General features: G+C 64.3%; 14 protein-coding genes. 11 read left to right on the top strand and 3 right to left on the bottom strand.

The window, feature by feature from the left end; all coding sequences use genetic code 11:
- Positions 1 to 102: 102 nt before the first annotated feature.
- From NKJ06_RS23355 to NKJ06_RS23330, 6 genes are all read left to right on the top strand, one after another.
- Positions 103 to 1548, top strand: coding sequence for an APC family permease (locus NKJ06_RS23355; RefSeq protein WP_352634264.1), 1446 nt, complete (start codon positions 103 to 105; stop codon positions 1546 to 1548).
- Between the two features lie 56 nt (positions 1549 to 1604).
- On the top strand, positions 1605 to 2798 hold the full coding sequence (locus tag NKJ06_RS23350; protein WP_352810761.1) for a cytochrome P450: 1194 nt from the start codon (positions 1605 to 1607) through the stop codon (positions 2796 to 2798).
- Entirely contained in the window at positions 2795 to 4282 is a 1488-nt protein-coding gene (locus tag NKJ06_RS23345; RefSeq protein WP_352810760.1) for an aldehyde dehydrogenase, read from the top strand. Before NKJ06_RS23350 ends, NKJ06_RS23345 begins: the two co-directional genes overlap by 4 nt.
- A 252-nt stretch (positions 4283 to 4534) precedes the next feature.
- Positions 4535 to 5389 carry a MetQ/NlpA family lipoprotein gene (locus NKJ06_RS23340; RefSeq protein ID WP_352634270.1) on the top strand — a complete coding sequence of 285 codons (855 nt, stop codon included), beginning with the start codon at positions 4535 to 4537 and terminating at the stop codon, positions 5387 to 5389.
- 91 nt (positions 5390 to 5480) lie between these two features.
- Entirely contained in the window at positions 5481 to 6578 is a 1098-nt protein-coding gene (locus tag NKJ06_RS23335; protein ID WP_352634272.1) for a methionine ABC transporter ATP-binding protein, read from the top strand.
- The gene (locus tag NKJ06_RS23330) at positions 6559 to 7215 is read left to right on the top strand and encodes a methionine ABC transporter permease (protein ID WP_352634274.1); all 657 of its coding nucleotides are present in this window, start codon (positions 6559 to 6561) and stop codon (positions 7213 to 7215) included. Before NKJ06_RS23335 ends, NKJ06_RS23330 begins: the two co-directional genes overlap by 20 nt.
- Positions 7216 to 7500: 285 nt before the next feature.
- Here the strand turns inward: NKJ06_RS23330 and NKJ06_RS23325 are convergent, their stop codons facing one another.
- From NKJ06_RS23325 to NKJ06_RS23315, 3 genes are all read right to left on the bottom strand, one after another.
- Positions 7501 to 8616, bottom strand: coding sequence for an aminomethyl transferase family protein (locus tag NKJ06_RS23325; protein WP_352810758.1), 1116 nt, complete (start codon positions 8614 to 8616; stop codon positions 7501 to 7503).
- 119 nt (positions 8617 to 8735) lie between these two features.
- A complete protein-coding gene (locus NKJ06_RS23320; protein WP_352810757.1) occupies positions 8736 to 10478 on the bottom strand; it encodes a hydantoinase B/oxoprolinase family protein in 1743 nt (580 codons plus the stop codon).
- A 1-nt stretch (position 10479) separates the two neighbouring features.
- Positions 10480 to 12564 (bottom strand): hydantoinase/oxoprolinase family protein, encoded by a 2085-nt coding sequence (locus NKJ06_RS23315; protein ID WP_352810756.1) that lies wholly within the window; start codon positions 12562 to 12564, stop codon positions 10480 to 10482.
- Between the two features lie 220 nt (positions 12565 to 12784).
- Here NKJ06_RS23315 and NKJ06_RS23310 point away from each other — a divergent pair, with 220 nt between their 5' ends.
- The 5 genes from NKJ06_RS23310 to NKJ06_RS23290 all read left to right on the top strand — a co-directional run bounded on the left by NKJ06_RS23310 (position 12785) and on the right by NKJ06_RS23290 (position 19342).
- The gene (locus tag NKJ06_RS23310) at positions 12785 to 13612 is read left to right on the top strand and encodes a ferredoxin--NADP reductase (protein WP_352810755.1); all 828 of its coding nucleotides are present in this window, start codon (positions 12785 to 12787) and stop codon (positions 13610 to 13612) included.
- Positions 13613 to 13824: 212 nt separating this feature from the next.
- Positions 13825 to 14871, top strand: a complete 1047-nt coding sequence (gene deoC / locus NKJ06_RS23305) for a deoxyribose-phosphate aldolase (RefSeq protein WP_352810753.1) — start codon at positions 13825 to 13827, stop codon at positions 14869 to 14871.
- Positions 14872 to 14944: 73 nt separating this feature from the next.
- On the top strand, positions 14945 to 17317 hold the full coding sequence (locus tag NKJ06_RS23300) for an aldehyde dehydrogenase family protein (RefSeq protein WP_352810752.1): 2373 nt from the start codon (positions 14945 to 14947) through the stop codon (positions 17315 to 17317).
- Positions 17318 to 17506: 189 nt separating this feature from the next.
- Complete coding sequence (locus NKJ06_RS23295) at positions 17507 to 18238, top strand: SDR family oxidoreductase (protein ID WP_352634288.1); 732 nt, start codon at positions 17507 to 17509, stop codon at positions 18236 to 18238.
- A 258-nt stretch (positions 18239 to 18496) separates the two neighbouring features.
- Positions 18497 to 19342, top strand: a complete 846-nt coding sequence (locus tag NKJ06_RS23290) for a fumarylacetoacetate hydrolase family protein (protein WP_352810750.1) — start codon at positions 18497 to 18499, stop codon at positions 19340 to 19342.
- Positions 19343 to 19471: the final 129 nt, after the last annotated feature.

Genomic DNA, 19471 nt, shown 5'->3' with positions numbered 1-19471 from the left:
GTCGCTTTGTTTGCAAGTCTATATTCAAAATAAGGGTTCAAATAATGAACCGATATCCAGAGCGCGTGGGACAGGCCGATCGGCCATCAACAGGAGGGACCAATGTCAGCAGTTGCGGAACAGGCGCCGGCCAACAGGCTGCGTAAGAACAGTCTTGGCGTCGGCGCCATCACCTTCATGGTGATTTCGGCGGCAGCCCCGCTCACGGCAGTCGCCGGCGGCACGCCGCTCGGCATGCTGATGGGCAATGGCGCCGGCTTTGCCGGCACTTATCTCATCGTCACCATCCTGCTGCTGTTGTTCGCGGTCGGCTATGTGACGATGTCGCGTCATGTCGGCAATGCCGGCGCTTTCTATGCCTATGCGGCACGCGGGCTTGGCGGCCTGGCCGGCGGCGCCACGGCGCTGATCGCCATCCTGTCCTACAACGCCATGCAGATCGGCGTCATGGGCTTGCTGGGTGCGGCCACATCAGGCCTGTTCGCCGGCTGGGGCATCAACCTGCCCTGGTGGGTGTGGAGTTTCATCGCCATCGCGCTGGTCGCCGTGCTCGGCTACCGCCAGGTCGATCTGTCGGCCAAGATCCTGACGGTGCTGGTGTTGTGCGAATATCTGGTGGTGCTGGTCCTCGACATCGCCATCCTCAAGACCGGTGGCGATAGCGGCCTGTCGGCGGCACCGTTCAGCTGGCACCAGATCACATCAGGCGCGCCGGCCATCGCCATCCTGTTCTGCTTTGCCGCCTTCATCGGCTTCGAGGCGACGACCATCTATGCCGAGGAAGCCCGTGAGCCCGAAGTCACGGTTCCGCGCGCCACCTATTTCTCCGTCCTGCTGATCGGCGTCTTCTATATGCTTACGGCATGGCTGATGGCGGTCGGCGCCGGCGTTGACAAGCTGCTGCCGACGCTGCAGGGGCTGCAGGATCCGACGACCTTCCTGTTCGGCCTCTCCGACCGCTACGCCGGAACGGTGCTGTCGCAGGCGATGAGCATCCTGTTCGTGTCGAGCCTGTTTGCCGGCGTGCTGGCGTTCCACAATGCGGTTGCCCGCTACATCTATGTCTCGGGCCGCGAGAAGCTGTTGCCGCAGACGATAGGCGTGACGCATTCGGTGCACCAGAGCCCGCATGTCGCCTCGGTCATCCAGAGCGTACTCGCCGCAATCGTCGTCGGGCTGTTCGCGGTGCTAGGCCTCGATCCGGTGCTGGCGCTGTTTTCGTGGCTGACCAATGTCGCGACGCTCGGCGTCATCGTGATGATGGCGGTAGCCTCGCTTGCCGTGGTGATGTTCTTCCGTGCCAATCCGGCCCAGGAGAACGCGCTGAAGACCACCATCCTGCCCGGGCTGACCTTCATTGCTTTCGTCATCATCATCTACCTGATCGTCATCAATTTCGGCAGCCTGTCGGGAGCCGGCGGCTTCCTCGGCGTATTCCTGCCAGGACTGGTGCTGATCGCCGCGGTGGTCGGCCTGCTGCTGGCCAGTGCCTTGAAGAGCCGCGATCCCAAAGCCTTCGAAAATCTCGGCCAGCCGCTGAAGGATTGACGGAAGCAGAGGAGGGGCGGTTAAGCCGCCCTCCTCACCGCAAAGGAGTGGCGGCCTTGAGCTTTGCCGAGAATATCACCGTCGAGGCCTTGGAAGCCGATCCCTACCCGATCTATGCCGAGCTCAGGCGCAGCGCGCCAGTCGCCTTCGTGCCGGCGGTCAATCTGTGGTTCGTCACCCGCTGGAAGGATGTCGAGAGCGTCGCCAAGTCTCCCGACATCTTCTCCGCCGTCGTCGGTTCGTCGCCGGTCGAGCGCTCCTTCGGCAAGCCGACCATCCTGACCACCGATGGCGAGACGCACAAGCAATTGCGACAGGGCGTCGATCCTAAATACCGGCCGCGCACCGTCGCCGCCTATGCCGGCGACCTCGTGCGGTCGATCGCCGAACCTTTTCTCGACCAAATTGCGGAGCGCGGTTCGGCCGAGCTGATGGCCGATTATTTCGAGCCGGTGTCGACGCTCAGCCTGGCGCGCTCGCTGGGCCTTGCCGACATCGACATGCTGACGCTGCGCCGCTGGTTCTATGGCCTCGCCCAAGGCGCCATCAATTTCGAGAACGACCCGAAGCGGCAGCAAATCGCCGATGCGATCAGCGCCGAGGTCGGGAACGCCATCTTGCCGACGCTGGAGAGGCTTGCGCGTGCGCCTGACGACTCCGCGCTGTCGCATATGCTGCATGACGGCATGCCGGACGGCACGACACGGCCGATCGACTTCCTGATGCCGAGCATCAAGGTCATCCTGCTTGGCGGTATGCAGGAGCCCGGACATGGCGCCGGTTCGATCCTCGCCGGCCTGCTGGCGCATCCCGGGCAGTTGCGGCAGGTGCTGGACAATCCCGAGACCTTCGTGCCCAAGGCTGTCGACGAGGGCTTGCGCTGGGTGGCGCCGATCGGCACGCAGACGCGGCAGACGACGCGGGCGGTCGAGCTTGGCGGCGTGACGATCCCGGCAGGAGCCGCCGTCGCGGCACTTGTCTCCTCGGCAAGCCGCGACGAGAGCCGCTTTGCCGATCCCGACCGCTTCGACATCAACCGCGACGAAGGCAACCATGCCGCCTTCGGCTTCGGCCATCATTTCTGTTCGGGCCGGTTTTTCGCACGCGAGCAGATGTGCCTTGCGGTAAGGCTGCTGCTCCTGCGCTTCCCCGATCTCAGCCTGGTGCCGGGCCAGGAACCGGTGTTTCGCGGCTGGGAGTTCCGGGCGCCAACCACATTGCATGTTTCCCTGGGAGTCCGTCGCCAATGATCAGTCAGAATGCCATCGACACGCTGCGCAAGACGGAGATCGGCGCGCGGGGCTTGTTCATCGATGGCGCACAGACCGAGGCAACAAGTAGCGCCTCTCTGCCGGTGACGTCGCCGATCGACGGCCGGCCCTTTGCCAGCATCGCCGACGGCAATGCCGCCGACATCGACCGTGCCGTCAAGTCGGCGCGCAAGGCGTTCGAGAAGGGTTCGTGGTCGCGCGCAGCACCCGCCTTCCGCAAAAAGGTGCTGACGAGGTTTGCCGAACTGGTCGAACAGCATGCCGATGAACTCGCCGTGCTCGGTGTGCGCGACAACGGCACCGAGATCGACATGGCCTACAAGGCCGAACCGCTCTCCGCGGCGGGCACCATCCGCTACTACGCCGAGGCGATCGACAAGATCTATGGCGAGATCGCGCCGACGGCCGACAATGTGCTCGGGCTGATCCACAAGGAGCCGCTCGGCGTCGTCGGCGTCATCGTGCCATGGAATTTTCCGCTGATGATCGGCGCCTGGAAGATCGCGCCGGCGCTGGCCGCCGGCAATTGCGTGGTGGTCAAGCCGCCGGAGATTGCTTCGCTGACGCTGCTTCGGCTGGCGGAGCTGGCCAGCGAGGCGGGGCTTCCCGCCGGCGTCCTCAATGTCGTCACCGGCCGTGGCGCGGTCACCGGCGAGGCGCTCGGGCTGCATATGGATGTCGACGCCATCGCCTTCACCGGTTCGGGGCCGGTCGGCCGGCGGCTGCTCGAATACTCCGCGCGGTCCAATCTGAAGCGCGTCTTCCTCGAACTCGGCGGCAAGTCGCCCAACCTCGTGTTTGCCGACGCCCCGGACCTGAAGCAGGCGGCGATCGTCTCGGCCAACGGCATCTTCCGCAACTCCGGCCAGGTCTGCGTCGCCGGCTCACGCCTTCTGGTCCAGGCGGCCGTCTATGATCGTTTCATGGACGAACTGCTGTTGGCAACCACGCGGCTGAAAGTCGGCGATCCGCTCGACCTCGCCAGCGACGTCGGCGCGGTGTCCAGCGCCGAACAATTGGAGAAGAATCTCCGCTTCGTCGTCAAGGCCACCGAGGAAGGTGCCCATCTGGTCACCGGCGGCGAACGCATCCTGACAGAGACCGGCGGCAGCTACATGGCGCCGACCATATTCGAGAACGTCACGCACGACATGCAGCTTGCGCGCGAGGAGGTGTTCGGGCCGGTGCTCGGCGTCATGCGCTTCGAGACCGAGGAGGAGGCCGTGCGGCTTGCCAATTCGACCGTCTACGGGCTTGCCTCGGCGGTGTGGACCGCCAACCTTTCCACCGCGCACCGCATGGTGCGGGCCATCAATGCCGGCGTCGTCCACGTCAACACCTATGGCGGCGCCGACATCACCGTGCCGCTCGGTGGCGTCAAGCAGTCCGGCTTCGGCCGCGACAAGTCGCTGCACGCGCTGGAGAAATATTTGGAGCTCAAGACCGCGTGGATCGCGCTTTGAGACCGACCGCAGCGCTGATCTCCTTCCGAATCTGACCTTCTCACCGAGATGCCCGGGATCGCCTTGCATCCGGCTGCGGTCCGCCGAGCGCCGGTCTTGTTCTCTCTTCGTTGAAATTTTTGAGAGAATATTCCCGGCTTTGACGAGAACGGCGAAACACGTTCTTTGATATAATCGATAGAATTTCTGACGATGTAACCAAGGCTAGGCAGTCGGCTTGGCCGCATGACTTCACAACCGCAGAGATCAATCATGACCGACTTCAAAGACACTTTGCCATCTTCCCTTTGGTCACCCCTCAACCGGCGCAGTGGCCTTGCTCTGCTGTTTGCCTCGGCCGTCGCGATCGGCAGCCTGATGGCGCCCAATGCGTCGTTCGCCGAAGACAAGAAGGCGATCAAGGTCGGCATCATCAGCGGCGAGGATGAGGATGTCTGGCGCGTCGTCGTCGCCCAGGCGGCCGAAAAGGGCCTCGCCATCGAGACCGTGGTGTTCAACGACTATACCCAGCCCAACGAGGCGCTGGAGCGGGGCGAGATCGACGCCAACGCCTTCCAGCACCAGCCCTATCTCGACAACCAGATCAAGACGCAAGGCTATCACATCGTCCGCGTCGGCTACACCGGCGTCTGGCCGATCGGCCTCTACTCGAAGAAGTACACCAAGGTCGCCGACCTGCCCGAGGGCGCGGTCATCGGCGTGCCGAATGACCCGTCCAACGAAGGCCGGGCGCTGCGCGTGCTGCAGAACGAGGGCGTGATCAAACTGAAGGACGGCACCGGCATTCTGGCCACCACCGCCGACATCGCCGAGAATGCGAAGAAGGTGGTGATCAAGGAACTCGACGCCGGCATCGTCGGCCGCTCGGTAGAGGATCTCGACGCCGCCGTGGTCAACACTGACTGGGCGCTGAAAAGCGGCCTGACGCCGGAAAACCGGATCGCACAGGAGCCCATTGCCGACAACCCCTACCGCAACTTCATCGCGGTGAAGGCCGGCAATGAAAACGAGGCCTGGGTGAAGACGCTGGTGGCCTCCTATCAGAACGAGGCTGTGAAGGCCGAGTTCGACAAGGTCTACAAGGGCACCGGCCTCAGCGCCTATTGATCCGATCCTCGGCCGGAAGCCCGGTTCGAGAGCAACAGCGGTCCGCGCCCAGGCGCGGGCCGCGATTGCGTTTTCGAGAACAGGAACATTCATGAACCAGCATATCACGGCATCCGGGGAGACCGCCGATCCGACCCATGCCCGGCCCGGTGCGTCTCAGGACGTCGTGCGCCTTGTCGATCTGAAGCGCCGCTTCGGTGTGACGGCGGCGCTCGACGGCATCTCGCTGACCGTGCGCAAGGGCGAGATCCTCGGCATCATCGGCCGCAGCGGCGCCGGCAAATCGACGCTGATCCGCTGCCTGAACGGGTTGGAGCGGCCAGATTCCGGCGAGGTGTTCATCGAAGGCCGCGAGATCAGCCGGCTCGGCGAGCGCGACCTGCAGCCGCTGCGGCGGCGCATCGGCATGATCTTCCAGCATTTCAACCTGCTGTCGGCCAAGACGGTCGAGGACAATGTGGCGCTGCCGCTGAAGATCGAAGGGCGTCCCAAAGCCGAACGACTGGCACGCGCCGCCGAACTGCTCGATCTCGTCGGCCTGTCCGAGAAAGCAAAAGCCTATCCGGCGTCGCTGTCGGGCGGCCAGAAGCAGCGTGTCGGCATCGCCCGGGCGCTCGCCGCACGGCCAGCGCTGCTGCTGTCGGACGAGGCGACCTCGGCACTCGACCCGGAGACGACGCGGTCGATCCTCGCGCTGCTCAAGGATATCAACCGGCAGCTCGGCCTGACCATCCTGCTGATCACCCACGAGATGGAGGTGATCCGCTCGATCGCCGACCGCGTGGCGGTGATCGATGCCGGGCGCATCGTCGAGGAAGGCCCGGTCTGGTCGGTGTTCGCCGACCCGCGCTCGGACGTCACCAGAAGCCTGCTTGGCGCCATCAGGCCGCAACTGCCGGCCGAGCTGACAGCCCGGCTGCTGCCCGCGGCCGGCGCCGAGACGATCCTGCGCGTCGACGTGGCTGGCGAGGCGGCAAGCGGCCCGCTGCTGTCCGATCTTGCCACTGCTGTTCCAGGCTCTTTCCGCCTCGTCCATGGCGGCATCGACCATATCCAGCAGCAGCCCGTCGGCACACTGTTCCTTTCTGTTCCCGGCAGCGATGCAACCCATCTCGCCGAAATCATCACATTCCTGAAGGCCCGCCAGGCGCGGGTGGAGGTGCTTGGCCATGTCGCCAGTCCTGTTTGAGCTTCTGCTGCGTTCGATCTGGGAAACCGTGCTGATGACCGCCGCCTCCGGCTTCATCTCACTGGTGTTCGGCCTGCCGCTCGGGCTCGCATTGATCGCCACCGAACGCGGCGGCATTGCCGAGAGCCTATGGGTGAACCGGGCGCTCGGCGCCGTCATCAACGGCTTCCGCTCGGTGCCTTTCATCATCCTTCTGGTGGCACTGATCCCGGTGACGCGACTGATCGTCGGCACCTCGATCGGCACATGGGCGGCGATCGTGCCGCTGTCGATCGCAGCCACGCCCTACTATGCGCGCATCGCCGAAGTGTCGCTGCGCGAGGTCGACCACGGCCTGATCGAGGCGGCGCGCGCCATGGGCGGCAACCGCTGGACGATCATCCGCGAGGTGCTGGTGCCCGAAGCCCTGCCCGGCATCGTCGCCGGCTTCACGGTCACGCTGGTGACGCTGATCGGCGCGTCGGCCATGGCCGGCGCCATCGGCGCCGGCGGCCTCGGCGACCTCGCCATCCGCTATGGCTACCAGCGCTTTGAGACCTCGGTGATGATCGCCGTGGTGATCGTGCTGATCATCCTGGTCTGCGGCATCCAGTGGGTAGGGGATCGTCTGGTGGCGAGGCTGGACCGGAGGGGGTGAGCCCGCTAATTAGGCTCGGACAGGATGGGGGCGAGGCCCCACGACTTCGTCATCCACGGGCGAAGCAGGAGCGAAGCGACGTCGCGGAGACCCGAGGATCCATGCCGCGACCTTAGTCGTGGAACGCAGCCGAGCAGAATTCTGCACCGTGGTGACGCGTTGGAGTCGCGGCATGGATCCTCGGGTCTGCGCTGCGTCGCTACGCTCCTTGCTTCGCCCGTGGATGACGAAGCGATGAGCGCGTTTTAGCTAATCGCGAAGGTCCGCGGCCCGCCGGCCAAGCGTCTAGCCGCGCAACCTAACCCCCTCCGGATCGAAGAACGGGATCTGCGCCACGACCGCGCGTGTCGGCCTGCCATCGATGTCGATGCTGAGTTCTGTGCCGAGGGCAGCAAAGGGCAGCCGCAGATGCGCCGTGGCCAGCACCTTCCCGAGGGAATAACCGTGGTCACTGTAGGTGACCACACCGGCGTCCTCGCCATCGGCCAGGACCCTGGCGTCGGTCGCGGCCGGCCTGTCACCGTCGAGGATCAGCCCGACCCATTGCTCGTCAAGGCCCTTGTCGCGGACCTTGAGCAGCGCTTCGCGGCCGACGAAATCGCCCTTGTCGAACTTGATCCAGCGGTCGAGGCCGACATGGAACGGCGTGCGCCTCTCGTCCATGTCGATGCCATGCGCCGGATAGGCCTTTTCCAGCCCGAGCGTGAACATCGCCAGCACGCCGTAAGGCTTCAGGCCAAAGTCACGACCGGTACGCATCAGTGCCTCCCAGACGGAGGCTGCCTCGTCGGCCGGTATGAACAGTTCGAAGCCAAGTTCGCCGGTGACGCCGGTGCGCGAGATCAGCACCCGCGTGCCGTTGATATGGCCTGACGTGAACGACCAGCGCTTCAACCCATCCAGATCTGCATCCGCAACCAGCGCCTTCAGCAGATCGCGCGAGCGCGGTCCCTGGATGGTCGGGAAAGCGATCGCAGCTGTGATGTCGGTGACATAGGCCTTGCGCCCCTGCGCATGATGCAACAGCCAGGGCAGCATCTTGAGGCGGTTGACGGAGCCGGTGACCAGCATGAAATGCTCCGGCGCCAACCGGAACACGGTGAGGTCATCCGTGATGCCACCATCCTCGCGGCAGACGGTGGAATAACGTACCTGGCCCGGTTTCATGGCGGCGGCGTCATTGACGATGACATGGTTGACCAGCGCCTCGGCATCCGGCCCCTTGATGTCCATCTTGCCCATCGTGCTGAGATCCTGCACGCCGACATTTCTGCGGGTGTTCAGATGCTCGTCGGCAATGCCGGAGTAATATTTGGCCGAGATGAAATCGCCGCCGACCCGACCCATGGTCGCGCCCAGTCCGACGATGCTGCTATAGAAGGGGGAGCGCCGCTCAGCCAACGAAGTCTCCATTGTTTGCCGACGGGAAAAATACGAGCTTTTGCATCGTCAGCAGAGACGGAAACGACATGCCTTGCGCCGATCACGGCGGATCGAACGCCGTTGCAATTGGCGGTGTGTCAGCCGGCGCGCTGCTTGTCCGTCGCTTTCCGGTCGATGGCGAGTTCGCCTGCCGACAAGACCACCCCAAATTTTTCGCTGGCTTCCTCTGACGTGTAGTAGCCCAGCGCCACGTCGCGCAGCACCAGATCGGGATCGCGCTCACGCGGATCGCCATAGCCGCCGCCGCCCGGCGTGCCGACGCATACGCGGTCGCCGGCCTTGAGCGCGATATCCTGCTCCTTGGAGAGATGTGCCGGCACGTGTTCCTCGCCGTTGCGGAAAACGGTCACGGTGTTGACCGCGCCGTCCTTGCCGCCGAGTGCGCCTTGCGGGCCGAAACGGCCGTGATCCATGACGAAGGAGGCGCGCGCATCACCGCGCAGGATCTCGACCTCATAGGCGAGGCCAAAACCGCCGCGATGCTTGCCGGCGCCGCCCGAGCCTTCGCGCAAGGCGTAGTGGCGGTAGAGTACCGGAAAGGCCTGTTCCATGATCTCGACCGGCGGCGATTTGGAAATGCCGATGGTCGAGCAGCCATTGGTCAGCCCATCATGGCCTGAATTGCCGCCATAGCCGCCGCCGGAGATCTGATACATGACGTAGTCGCGGTCGCGCGCCGGATCGTTGCCGCCAAGCGCGAAATTGCCGCTGGAGCCGGCGGGGGCGGCCGTCACCTTCTCCGGCAACGCCTGCACCATGGCCGCGAACACCGCTTCGGCGATACGCTGCGACACTTCGGCGGCGCAGCCCGAGACAGGGCGCGGGTATTTCGCGTCGAGGAACGTGCCTTCCGGCGGCTTGACGATCAGCGGCTCAAACGCGCCAGCGCTGATCGGCACATCCGGGAAAATGTGACGCATGGCCAGATAGACGGACGACAAAGTGGTCGCCAGCACGCTGTTCATCGGTCCGGCGCAGGGTTTTGACGAGCCGGTGAACTCGAAGGTCAGCGTGTCGCCCTGTTTCTCGACGGCGAGCGCAATGGTCAAAGGCTCGTTGACCACCCCGTCGGAATCGACAAACGCCTTCGAATGGTAAGTGCCGTCGGGAATGGCCGCTATGTTGGCGCGCATCTGTTCGGCGGCGCGGCGACGCAATTCGGCAATCGCCTCGACAACAGTTTCGTCACCGTAGCGATCCAGGATTCCGTTGAGCCGGTCCTGGCCGATCAGCAATGCGGCCGCCTGGGCCCTGATGTCGCCGATGCGCTGATCGGCAACGCGGATGTTGGAGCAGATGATGGCGTAGATCTCCGGATCGAGCACACCCTTCTTGAACAGTTTCACCGGCGGCAACCGCAGGCCTTCCTGCTCGACCGCGGTCGCCGACGCGGAAAACCCGCCCGGCACCGAACCGCCAATATCGGGCCAATGGCCGGTGTTGGACAGCCAGCAGAAAATCTTGCCGTCCCGGTAGACCGGCATGGCGAAGCGCACGTCCATCAAATGGGTGCCGCCGAGATAGGGGTCGTTGACGATATAGATGTCTCCCGGCTCGGGGGCCAAGCAGCGGCCGTCGGCAATCATCTCGATCACCGTTTTGGTCGAATACTGCATGACGCCGACGAACACCGGCAAGCCCTGGCTGCCCTGCGCGATCAGCGAGCCATCGACGGCCGAATAGATGCCGTCGGAGCGGTCGTTGGCCTCGGCGATCACGGGCGAGAAGGCGGCGCGCGAAAAGGTCAGGTCCATCTCGTCGCAGACCTGCTGCAGCGCCGCCTGGAGGACCGAAAGGGTGATGGCGTCGAGTTTTGCCATATCAGGACTCGCCAATGTCGATGATGATGTTGCCGTCGGCGTCGCAGCGGGCGCGGTCGCCGGGTTCGAGCACGGTGGTGGCGTCCATCTGTTCGAGGATCGCCGGGCCTTCGATGACCGCGTCAAGCGGCAGCTTTTCACGCGCATACACCGGTGTGTCGTGCCATTGGCCGGCGTACCAGACCGGCCGGATCTCGCGCCGCGCCTCATCCAGCGTTTTGGCACGCCCGCCCGGGTCGATCAGGCGGGAAAGGTCGATCGCCGGGCGCACGCCGGTCACCGAGGTGTTGAGGTTGACGAGGTTGGCGCGGATTTCCGGCAATTCGACCTTGAAGCGGGCGAAATATGCCTTTTCGAACAGCTGCTGCAGCGTCGCCCGCGTCACCGATGACGATGGCAGCGGCACGTTGATGATGTGGGTCTGGCCGACGAACTGCATATCGGCGGAGTGCGTGACGCGGATCGTCTCAGGCTTCACCGCTTCCTTGCCAATCAGCTCCGCACCTTCGTTTCGGTGCCGTTCCAATACAGCGTGAAGCTGGGCTTGGTCGAGCACCGCGACAGGCTGATTGATCGTGTTGACAAAGTCGTGGCGCAGATCGGCGACGACGCAGCCGAGCGCGTTGGTGATACCGGGCCGTGCCGGCACCAGCACCTTGGGCAGACCGAGCTCGCGCGCCAGGGCGGTGGCATGCAGCGGGCCGGCGCCGCCAAAGGCGAACAGCGCGAAGTCGCGCGGGTCGTGGCCACGCGATACCGAGACCATGCGGATGGCCCCGGCCATCTTCATGTTGCCGAGCCGCAGCACCGCGCCCGCCGCCTCGACGCCGGACAGGCCGGTCGCCTTGCCGATCTTGTCCTCGAAAATGCCGGTGACGCGCTCTGATGTGACCGGGTTTTCGACCGCCAGCAGCTTCTTCGGCGCCAGCCGGCCGAGCACCAGGTTGGCGTCGGTGATGGTCGGCTCGAGGCCGCCGCGCCCGTAACAAATCGGGCCGGGATTGGCGCCGGCGCTTTCCGGACCGATCTGGATCAGGCCGGCCGCATCGACGCGGGCGATCGAGCCACCGCCGGCGCCGACCGTGTGCACCGCCACCATCGGCACATGGATCGGCATCGCGTATTCGATCTCGATCTCGTTCGACACAGCCGGCTCCGCATTGCGGATCAGCGCCACGTCGGTGGAGGTGCCGCCCATGTCATAGGTGACTAGGTTTTCGAAGCCGGCGCGCTTACCTGTATAGGCGGCGGCGATGACGCCCGAGGCCGGACCGGACATGACGGTCTTGGCCGATTCACGTGTGACGAAGCGGGCCGAGATCATGCCGCCATTGCCGTTCATGATCAGGAAGTCGCGGGCATAGCCTTTTGCCCCCAGTTCCTTGCGCAGCCGCTCGACATAGCGCTCGAGGATCGGCTGTACCGAGGCGTTGATCGAGGCGGTGACGCCGCGCTCGAATTCGCGCGCTTCCGACAGCAGCGCATGGCCCGCCGTGATGTAGCCGTTCGGCCAGAATTCGGCGGCAATTTGGGCGGCGCGGCGCTCATGCGTCGGGTTGGCGTAGGAATGCAGAAAATGGATGACGAGGGATTCGCAGCCGGCCGCGATCAGCGTCTTTACCGCCTCGCGCATTTCCGCTTCGTCAAGCGGCGTGCGTATCGCGCCCGACGCTTCGACGCGCTCCGAGACTTCGAGCCTGAGATTGCGCGGGATGATCGGCATGAAGCTGCCGGTCATGCCATAGGCCTGCGGCCGTGTCCGCCGGCCAAGCTCGATCACATCGCGAAAACCGCGCGTGGTGATCATGCCGGTTTTCGCCAGCCGGCGCTCGAGCACCGCATTGGTGGTGGTGGTCGTGCCATGCACGATGAGATCGATGCCGTCGATGGCAAATCCGGTGGCGCCGAGTGCCGAAACGACGCCGAAGGCCTGGTTGTCGACCGTGGTCGGAGTCTTGGCTAGATACACCCTGCCACCGTCGCGCCCGTCGATCAGGAGCAGGTCGGTGAAGGTGCCGCCAACGTCGATACCGGCAACGACATTTCCCAGGGAATCATGCGCTTGCGCCGAAAAATTCTCTTCCATCGTCGAAACCCGAAATGCGCGGACTACGGATATGCGTCAGTTTGGAAAGCTGTTTTAAGCGAGCATCTTGACGCAAATATCGTTTGTATACTAATAAATTCGGGACACAAGAGCTTGCCGCTTTGGAGTGTGCAAACAGCACGCCGGGACCTGAATGGTTCGGGCGCGCAGGTGAAGGTTTGGCGCCCACATCCGCAGTTGGGCCAGAAGGTTGGATTTGATGAACACCACATCCGCGCTCAACACCGCCGGTGCTCGCCCGCTGCAGTTCCCGATTCCGGCCAATGTCTATGCCGAAACAGTCGTTTCGGTGAAGCACTACACCGATCGGCTGTTCTCGTTCCGTATCACCCGTCCGCAGTCGCTGCGCTTCCGCTCCGGCGAGTTCGTCATGATCGGCCTGCCCAATGCCGAGAAGCCGGTGTACCGCGCCTATTCGGTGGCAAGCCCGGCCTGGGACGAAGAGCTGGAATTCTTCTCGATCAAGGTGCCGGACGGCCCGCTGACCTCGGAGCTGCAGAAGATCCAGGTCGGCGACACGGTCATCATGCGCCAGAAGTCGACCGGCACACTGGTGGTCGACGCGCTGACCCCGGCCAAGCGGCTGTTCATGATCTCGACCGGCACCGGCATCGCGCCCTTCGCCAGCCTGCTGCGCGACCCCGACACCTACGAGAATTTCGAGCAGGTGATCCTGACCCACACATGCCGCGACAATGCGGAACTGACCTACGGCCAGGATCTGGTGGCGGCGCTGGAAAGCGACCCGCTGATCGGCGAACTGACCGGCGGCCGCGTCACGCTCTACAATTCGACGACCCAGGAAGAGTCGGCACGCATGGGCCGCATCACCGCGCTGATCGGCTCCGGCAAGTTCTACACCGATCTCGGCATCGAGAAGCTCAATCCGGAAACGGACCGCATCATGATCTGCGGCTCGATGCACATGCTCAAGGATGTCAAGGAGCTGGCCGAAAGCCTCGGCTTCGAAGAAGGCTCGCTGCATCATCCGGCGACGTTCGTGGTCGAGCGCGCCTTCGTTGGCTGAGCCCAAGCGACCGCATCTTGAATCTACATTTTGACCATGCGGTCAAAAATCAGCTGCTCCCGTAGCCTTTTTCAGCTATGACGGCCCAAAGGACTCGTGAAGTATGACTTCGCGGGCTATCTTCGTGCGTGTCGCCCAAAAGTGTCGAGCGGTTTTGGGAAAACGACGCGCACCAAGACATAAGCGCATGTCGCTGAATGAAAGGGCAGGAGATGAGCAGCACAATCCGCGAAGCCGATCTTGGCACCAAGGTGACGCCGCTGCCCGCGCGTAACGCCGCCAATACCCCCGTCCCGCACGACCATTGTATTGCGCGCAATCCAGGCATGAAGCTCGACCTCGGCTTCATGGAATCGGTGCGCAGCGTCAACCGTTCGGCGCTGGAACGGCGCGTCGCCAGCCTGACCAAGCGGCGCTCGATCAAGGCCGACAACCAGGCGGCCTGGTTGCTGCGCGCTGTCGCTTGCATGGATTTGACGACGCTGAATTCCAACGACACCGAGGAGCGCGTGCGCCGGCTCTGCGCCAAGGCGATCAATCCGTTCCGCCGCGACATCGTCGAGGGCCTCGGCATTTCTGGTGAAACCATCCGCCCGGCGGCCGTCTGCGTCTACCATCCCTTCGTCGCCACCGCCGTCGATGCGGTGCGCGGCACCGGCATCCATGTCGCCGCTGTCTCCACCGCCTTCCCGCATGGCCTTGCGCCGCTGTCGACCCGCCTGCAGGAGATCGAGGCCTCGGTCCGCGACGGCGCCGACGAGATCGATGTCGTCATCCCGCGCGGCCTGGTGTTCGGCGCCAAGTGGCGGGAACTTTACAATGAAATCGTCTCGATGCGCGCCGCCTGCGGCGATGCGCATCTGAAGGTCATCCTCGGCACGGGCGACCTCGCGACGCTGCGCAATGTCATGCTGGCCTCGATGGTGGCGATGATGGCGGGCGCCGATTTCATCAAGACCTCGACCGGCAAGGAAAGCGTCAACGCGACGCTGCCCGTCGGGCTCGCCATGGTGCGTGCCATCAGGGCCTATTTCGAGGAGACCGGCTACCTCATCGGCTTCAAGCCGGCCGGCGGCATTTCCACGGCCAAGGCCTCGCTCGACTGGCTGGTTCTGATGAAGGAGGAGCTCGGCCGGCCATGGCTGGAGCCCGAGCTGTTTCGCTTCGGCGCGTCGAGTCTCTTGACCGACATCGAGCGGCAGCTCGAACATCATCTGACCGGTCACTATTCGGCCAATCATCGCCACGCGATGGCGTGAGCCTTTACCCCCCCCCCGATCGGCTTTTGCCGATCGACCCTCCCCACAAGGGGGAGGGTGAAGGAGGAGCCCAATGAACATTCTCGACCGCTATCACGCCATGGACTACGGCCCGGCGCCGGAAGCCCGCAACGAGGCCGATGCCTGGCTTGCCGCGCGCGATTTCGGCAAGGCGCTGTTCATCGACAGCGCCTGGAAAGCAGCGTCCGGCGGCAAGACTTTCGAGACCAGCGAGCCGTCATCCGGCAAGCTGCTGGCGAAAGTGTCCGACGCCAGTGCCGCCGATATCGACGCGGCGGTTGCGGCCGCCGCCAAGGCGCTGCCGAAGTGGTCGGCGTCCTCCGGCTATCAGCGCGCCAAGGTGCTTTATGCCATTGGCCGTGCCATGCAGCGCCATCAGCGCCTGTTCGCGGTGCTGGAGACAATCGACAATGGCAAGCCGATCCGCGAAAGCCGCGACATCGACGTGCCGCTGGCGATCCGCCATTTCATCCATCATGCCGGCTGGGCGCAGGCGCTGGACAGGGATTTCCCCGGCCACAAGGGTGTCGGCGTCGTCGGCCAGATCATCCCGTGGAATTTTCCGCTGCTGATGCTGGCCTGGAAGATCGCGCCTGCACTCGCCGCCGGCTGCACGGTCGTGCTGAAGCCGGCCGAATTCACGCCGCTGACATCAATCCTGTTCGCCGAGATCTGCGAGCGTGCCGGCGTGCCGAAAGGCGTTGTCAATATCGTCCAGGGCGGGCCTGAGGCGGGTGCGGCCATTGTCAACCACCCCGGCATCCAGAAGATCGCCTTCACCGGCTCTTCCGAGGTCGGCAAGATCATCCGCAAGGCAACCGCCGGCTCGGGCAAGAAACTGTCGCTGGAGCTTGGCGGCAAATCGGCCTTCGTCATCTTCGAGGACGCAGATCTCGACAGCGCAGTCGAAGGCCTGGTCGACGGCATCTGGTTCAACCAGGGCCAGGTCTGCTGCGCCGGCTCGCGCCTGCTGGTCCAGGAAGGCATTGCCGATGCCTTGATCGCCAAGGTCAAGACGCGGATGAGCCGGCTGCGCGTCGGCAGCCCGCTGGACAAGAACACCGATATCGGCCCGCTGGTCGACGCCACGCAGCTCGACCGCGTCAAGGGTCTGGTCGCCGAGGGCGCCAGACAGGGCGCCGTCTGCTGGCAGCCGGATGCGGCGCTGCCGTCCTCCGGCCACTACCATCTGCCGACGCTTGCCACCGGTGTTTCGCCGGCTAATATCTTGGCGCAGGAGGAGGTGTTCGGCCCGGTTCTGGCCACCATGACCTTCCGCAATACCGAGGAAGCGATCGAGCTGGCCAACAACACGCGCTATGGGCTGGCGGCTTCGGTGTGGAGCGAAAACGTCAACCTCGCTCTGCATGTCGCGCCGCAGTTGAAGGCAGGCGTCGTCTGGGTCAACGGCACCAATATGTTCGATGCCGCCTGTGGTTTTGGTGGCTACCGCGAGAGCGGTTTCGGCCGCGAGGGCGGGCGCGAGGGCATGTTCGAATATCTCGCGGCGAAATTGCCGCTCGGCCCGGTGATCAAGCCGGCCACCGTCTCGGCGCAGCCTGTCGAGCAGGCGGACGGCTCGACCATAGATCGCACGGCAAAACTGTTCATCGGCGGCAAGCAGGTACGACCGGACGGCAATTACTCGCTGGCCGTCGCCACCGCCAAGGGCAAGCTTGCCGGCGAAGTCGGGCTGGGCAGTCGCAAGGATATTCGCGATGCCGTCTCCGCCGCCCGCGCCTGCAAGGCATGGCCGGAGGCGACCGCCTACAACCGCTCGCAGGTGCTTTATTATCTGGCCGAGAACCTTTCCGGCCGCGCCGCCGAGTTTGCCGCCCGCCTCACCGAGCTGACCGGCGCCAGCGCCAAGGCCGCGCGGGAAGAAGTAGAACAGTCCATAGAGCGGCTGTTCCTCTATGCCGGCCTTGCCGACAAGTTCGAGGGCCGCGTGCACCAGCCGCCAGCGCGCGCTGTCACGTTGGCACTGCATGAGCCGGTCGGTGTCGTCGGCATCGTCGCGCCTGATACCGCGCCGCTGCTCGGCCTGATCTCGCTGGTCGCACCGGCGCTGGCCATGGGCAACACGGTGGTCGCGGTGCCGTCCGAGCGCTATCCGCTGCTGGCGACCGATCTCTACCAGGTCATCGAATATTCCGACGTTCCTGCCGGTGCCATCAACATCGTCACCGGCCGCAGCGCCGAACTTGCCGGCGTGCTGGCCAAGCACGACGATGTCGACGGGCTGTGGGTGTTCGCCGATGCCGAGACCTGCGCCAAGGCGGAAGCCGAGTCCATCGGCAACCTCAAGCGCGTCTGGAGCGGCAATGGCCGCGGCCTCGACTGGGCATCCGACGAAGCTGCCGGCGATGCCTTCCTGCGCCGCGCCGTCGAGGTGAAGAATGTGTGGGTGCCCTACGGCGATTGAGCCATGGGGCTGCCGCGATGGTGATCGCGTTCGGGCTTGACGCCCGGACTTATGTTCTTTAACGAGAAAAAACATTTTTATCTGTGAACTGACAACGGCGCAGGCCGCATGATCGCGCGTGACTGGCACATGACGCCCTGGCCAGCCGCAGGTAGATGCGGATCGACCCAAGCGGATGAGGAGAACAGCATGGCGGATCTGGCAGGCAAGGTTGTTGTCATCACGGCAGCGGCGCAAGGCATCGGCAAGGCGAGCGCGCTGGCCTTCGCCAAGGCAGGTGCTGTCGTCCATGCCACCGACATCAACGAGGCGCTGCTGGCTGAACTCGCCAAGACATCAGGCATCAAGACCCGCAAGCTGGACGTGCTCAATGACGAGGCCGTCAACGCCGCCTTTGCCGAGATCGGTGTCGTCGACGTGCTGTTCAACTGCGCCGGCTTCGTCCACTCAGGCTCGATCCTGGAGATGAAGGACGCCGATCTCGATTTCGCACTGAACCTCAATGTCCGCGCCATGATCCGCACCAGCCGGGCTGTGCTGCCCGGTATGCTGGAACGCGGCGACGGATCGATCATCAACATGGCGTCGCTGGCCAGTTCTACCAAGGGCGTGCCCAACCGCTTCGTCTACGGTCTGACCAAGGCCGCCGTCATCGGCCTGACCAAGGCGATCGCCGCCGACTATGTCGGCAAGGGCATACGCTGCAACGCCATTTGCCCCGGCACGGTCGAGAGCCCGTCGCTGCAGGACCGCATGCACGCGCAAGGCGACTATGATGCTGCCCGCGCCGCCTTCATCGCCCGCCAGCCGATGGGCCGGCTCGGCACGCCGGAGGAAATCGCCGATCTCGCCGTCTATCTGGCCGGCGCCACCTATACGTCCGGACAGGCCTACAATATCGACGGCGGCTGGTCGATCTAGCCGTCCCTAGGGACTGAAGACGAGAGTTGGCCCGGACAAAAGACCGCTTTGAACGGAAGACGGAAACGAGTTCGCGCTCAAGAAGATCGGTACCTTGTTCCGAAGGTCTGAAAATGATGGTTCGCCCGACACCAAGCGTGGCATCCACGCTTGCCCGGCCCCCATCCACTGGCTAGGTTCCGCCCGCCCAGGAACCACGTCGTCGCGGCGACGGAGCGAAATTGTAAACGGCCGTTGGCCGCAATCAGGAGAAGATGCATGAAACTGCTGCGCTATGGCGAGGTGGGAAGCGAGCGCCCAGGTCTGCTCGATGCGGACGGCACCATCCGCGATCTCTCCGCTCACGTCACCGACATTGGCGGCAGGGCACTCGATCCGGCATCGCTGGCTGATCTGGCCAAGCTCGATCCGAAGTCGCTGCCGGCGGTTTCCGGCAGCCCGCGCCTCGGCGCCTGCGTCACCGGCACCGGCAAGTTCATCTGCATCGGCCTCAACTATTCCGACCATGCCGCCGAAACCGGCGCCATCGTGCCGCCGGAGCCGATCATCTTCATGAAGGCAAGCTCGGCCATTGTCGGGCCGGATGACGACGTGCTGATCCCGCGCGGCTCTGACAAGACCGACTGGGAAGTCGAACTGGCCGTGGTCATCGGCAAGACCGCAAAATATGTCAGCGAAGCCGACGCCCTCGACTATGTCGCCGGCTATAGCGTTGCTCACGACGTCTCCGAGCGCGCCTTCCAGGCCGAGCGGCAGGGCCAGTGGACCAAGGGCAAGTCCTGCGACACATTCGGCCCGACCGGCCCATGGCTGGTGACCAAAGACGAAGTGGCCGACCCGCAGAACCTCAAAATGTGGCTGACGGTCAACGGCAAGACGATGCAGAACGGCTCGACCAAGACCATGGTCTATGGCGTCAAGTATCTGGTGTCCTATCTCAGCCAGTTCATGTCGCTCCACCCCGGCGACATCATATCCACCGGCACACCGCCCGGCGTTGGCCTCGGCATGAAGCCGCCGGTGTTCTTGAAGGCTGGTGATGTGGTGGAGCTTGGTATTGAAGGCTTGGGTCAGCAGAAGCAGACGTTCAAGGCTGACGTGTAGGCTTCTCTGTTCCCTTCCGGAATGAGAAGAGGAAGGGGCGAATTCGCGCCTTTCCTCTCCCCCGTCGATCGGGGGAGAGGTGTGGGGCGGAGAGCGCAGGCGTTGGGGGGGGCCGTGTGAGAGACGACC

It is taken from the genome of Mesorhizobium sp. M0293, assembly GCF_040321735.1.
In the GTDB taxonomy this organism is placed as follows: domain Bacteria; phylum Pseudomonadota; class Alphaproteobacteria; order Rhizobiales; family Rhizobiaceae; genus Mesorhizobium.
This window is presented reverse-complemented; position numbering and strand designations above follow the sequence as displayed.

Bases quoted from the DNA above. Each gene is read 5' to 3' on its own strand.
- NKJ06_RS23355 (WP_352634264.1), top strand. From the start codon at position 103: ATGTCAGCAGTTGCGGAACAGGCGCCGGCCAACAGGCTGCGTAAGAAC.
- NKJ06_RS23345 (WP_352810760.1), top strand. From the start codon at position 2,795: ATGATCAGTCAGAATGCCATCGACACGCTGCGCAAGACGGAGATCGGC.
- NKJ06_RS23340 (WP_352634270.1), top strand. From the start codon at position 4,535: ATGACCGACTTCAAAGACACTTTGCCATCTTCCCTTTGGTCACCCCTC.
- NKJ06_RS23335 (WP_352634272.1), top strand. From the start codon at position 5,481: ATGAACCAGCATATCACGGCATCCGGGGAGACCGCCGATCCGACCCAT.
- NKJ06_RS23330 (WP_352634274.1), top strand. From the start codon at position 6,559: ATGTCGCCAGTCCTGTTTGAGCTTCTGCTGCGTTCGATCTGGGAAACC.
- NKJ06_RS23320 (WP_352810757.1), bottom strand. From the start codon at position 10,478: ATGGCAAAACTCGACGCCATCACCCTTTCGGTCCTCCAGGCGGCGCTG.
- NKJ06_RS23315 (WP_352810756.1), bottom strand. From the start codon at position 12,564: ATGGAAGAGAATTTTTCGGCGCAAGCGCATGATTCCCTGGGAAATGTC.
- NKJ06_RS23310 (WP_352810755.1), top strand. From the start codon at position 12,785: ATGAACACCACATCCGCGCTCAACACCGCCGGTGCTCGCCCGCTGCAG.
- deoC (WP_352810753.1), top strand. From the start codon at position 13,825: ATGAGCAGCACAATCCGCGAAGCCGATCTTGGCACCAAGGTGACGCCG.
- NKJ06_RS23300 (WP_352810752.1), top strand. From the start codon at position 14,945: ATGAACATTCTCGACCGCTATCACGCCATGGACTACGGCCCGGCGCCG.
- NKJ06_RS23295 (WP_352634288.1), top strand. From the start codon at position 17,507: ATGGCGGATCTGGCAGGCAAGGTTGTTGTCATCACGGCAGCGGCGCAA.
- NKJ06_RS23290 (WP_352810750.1), top strand. From the start codon at position 18,497: ATGAAACTGCTGCGCTATGGCGAGGTGGGAAGCGAGCGCCCAGGTCTG.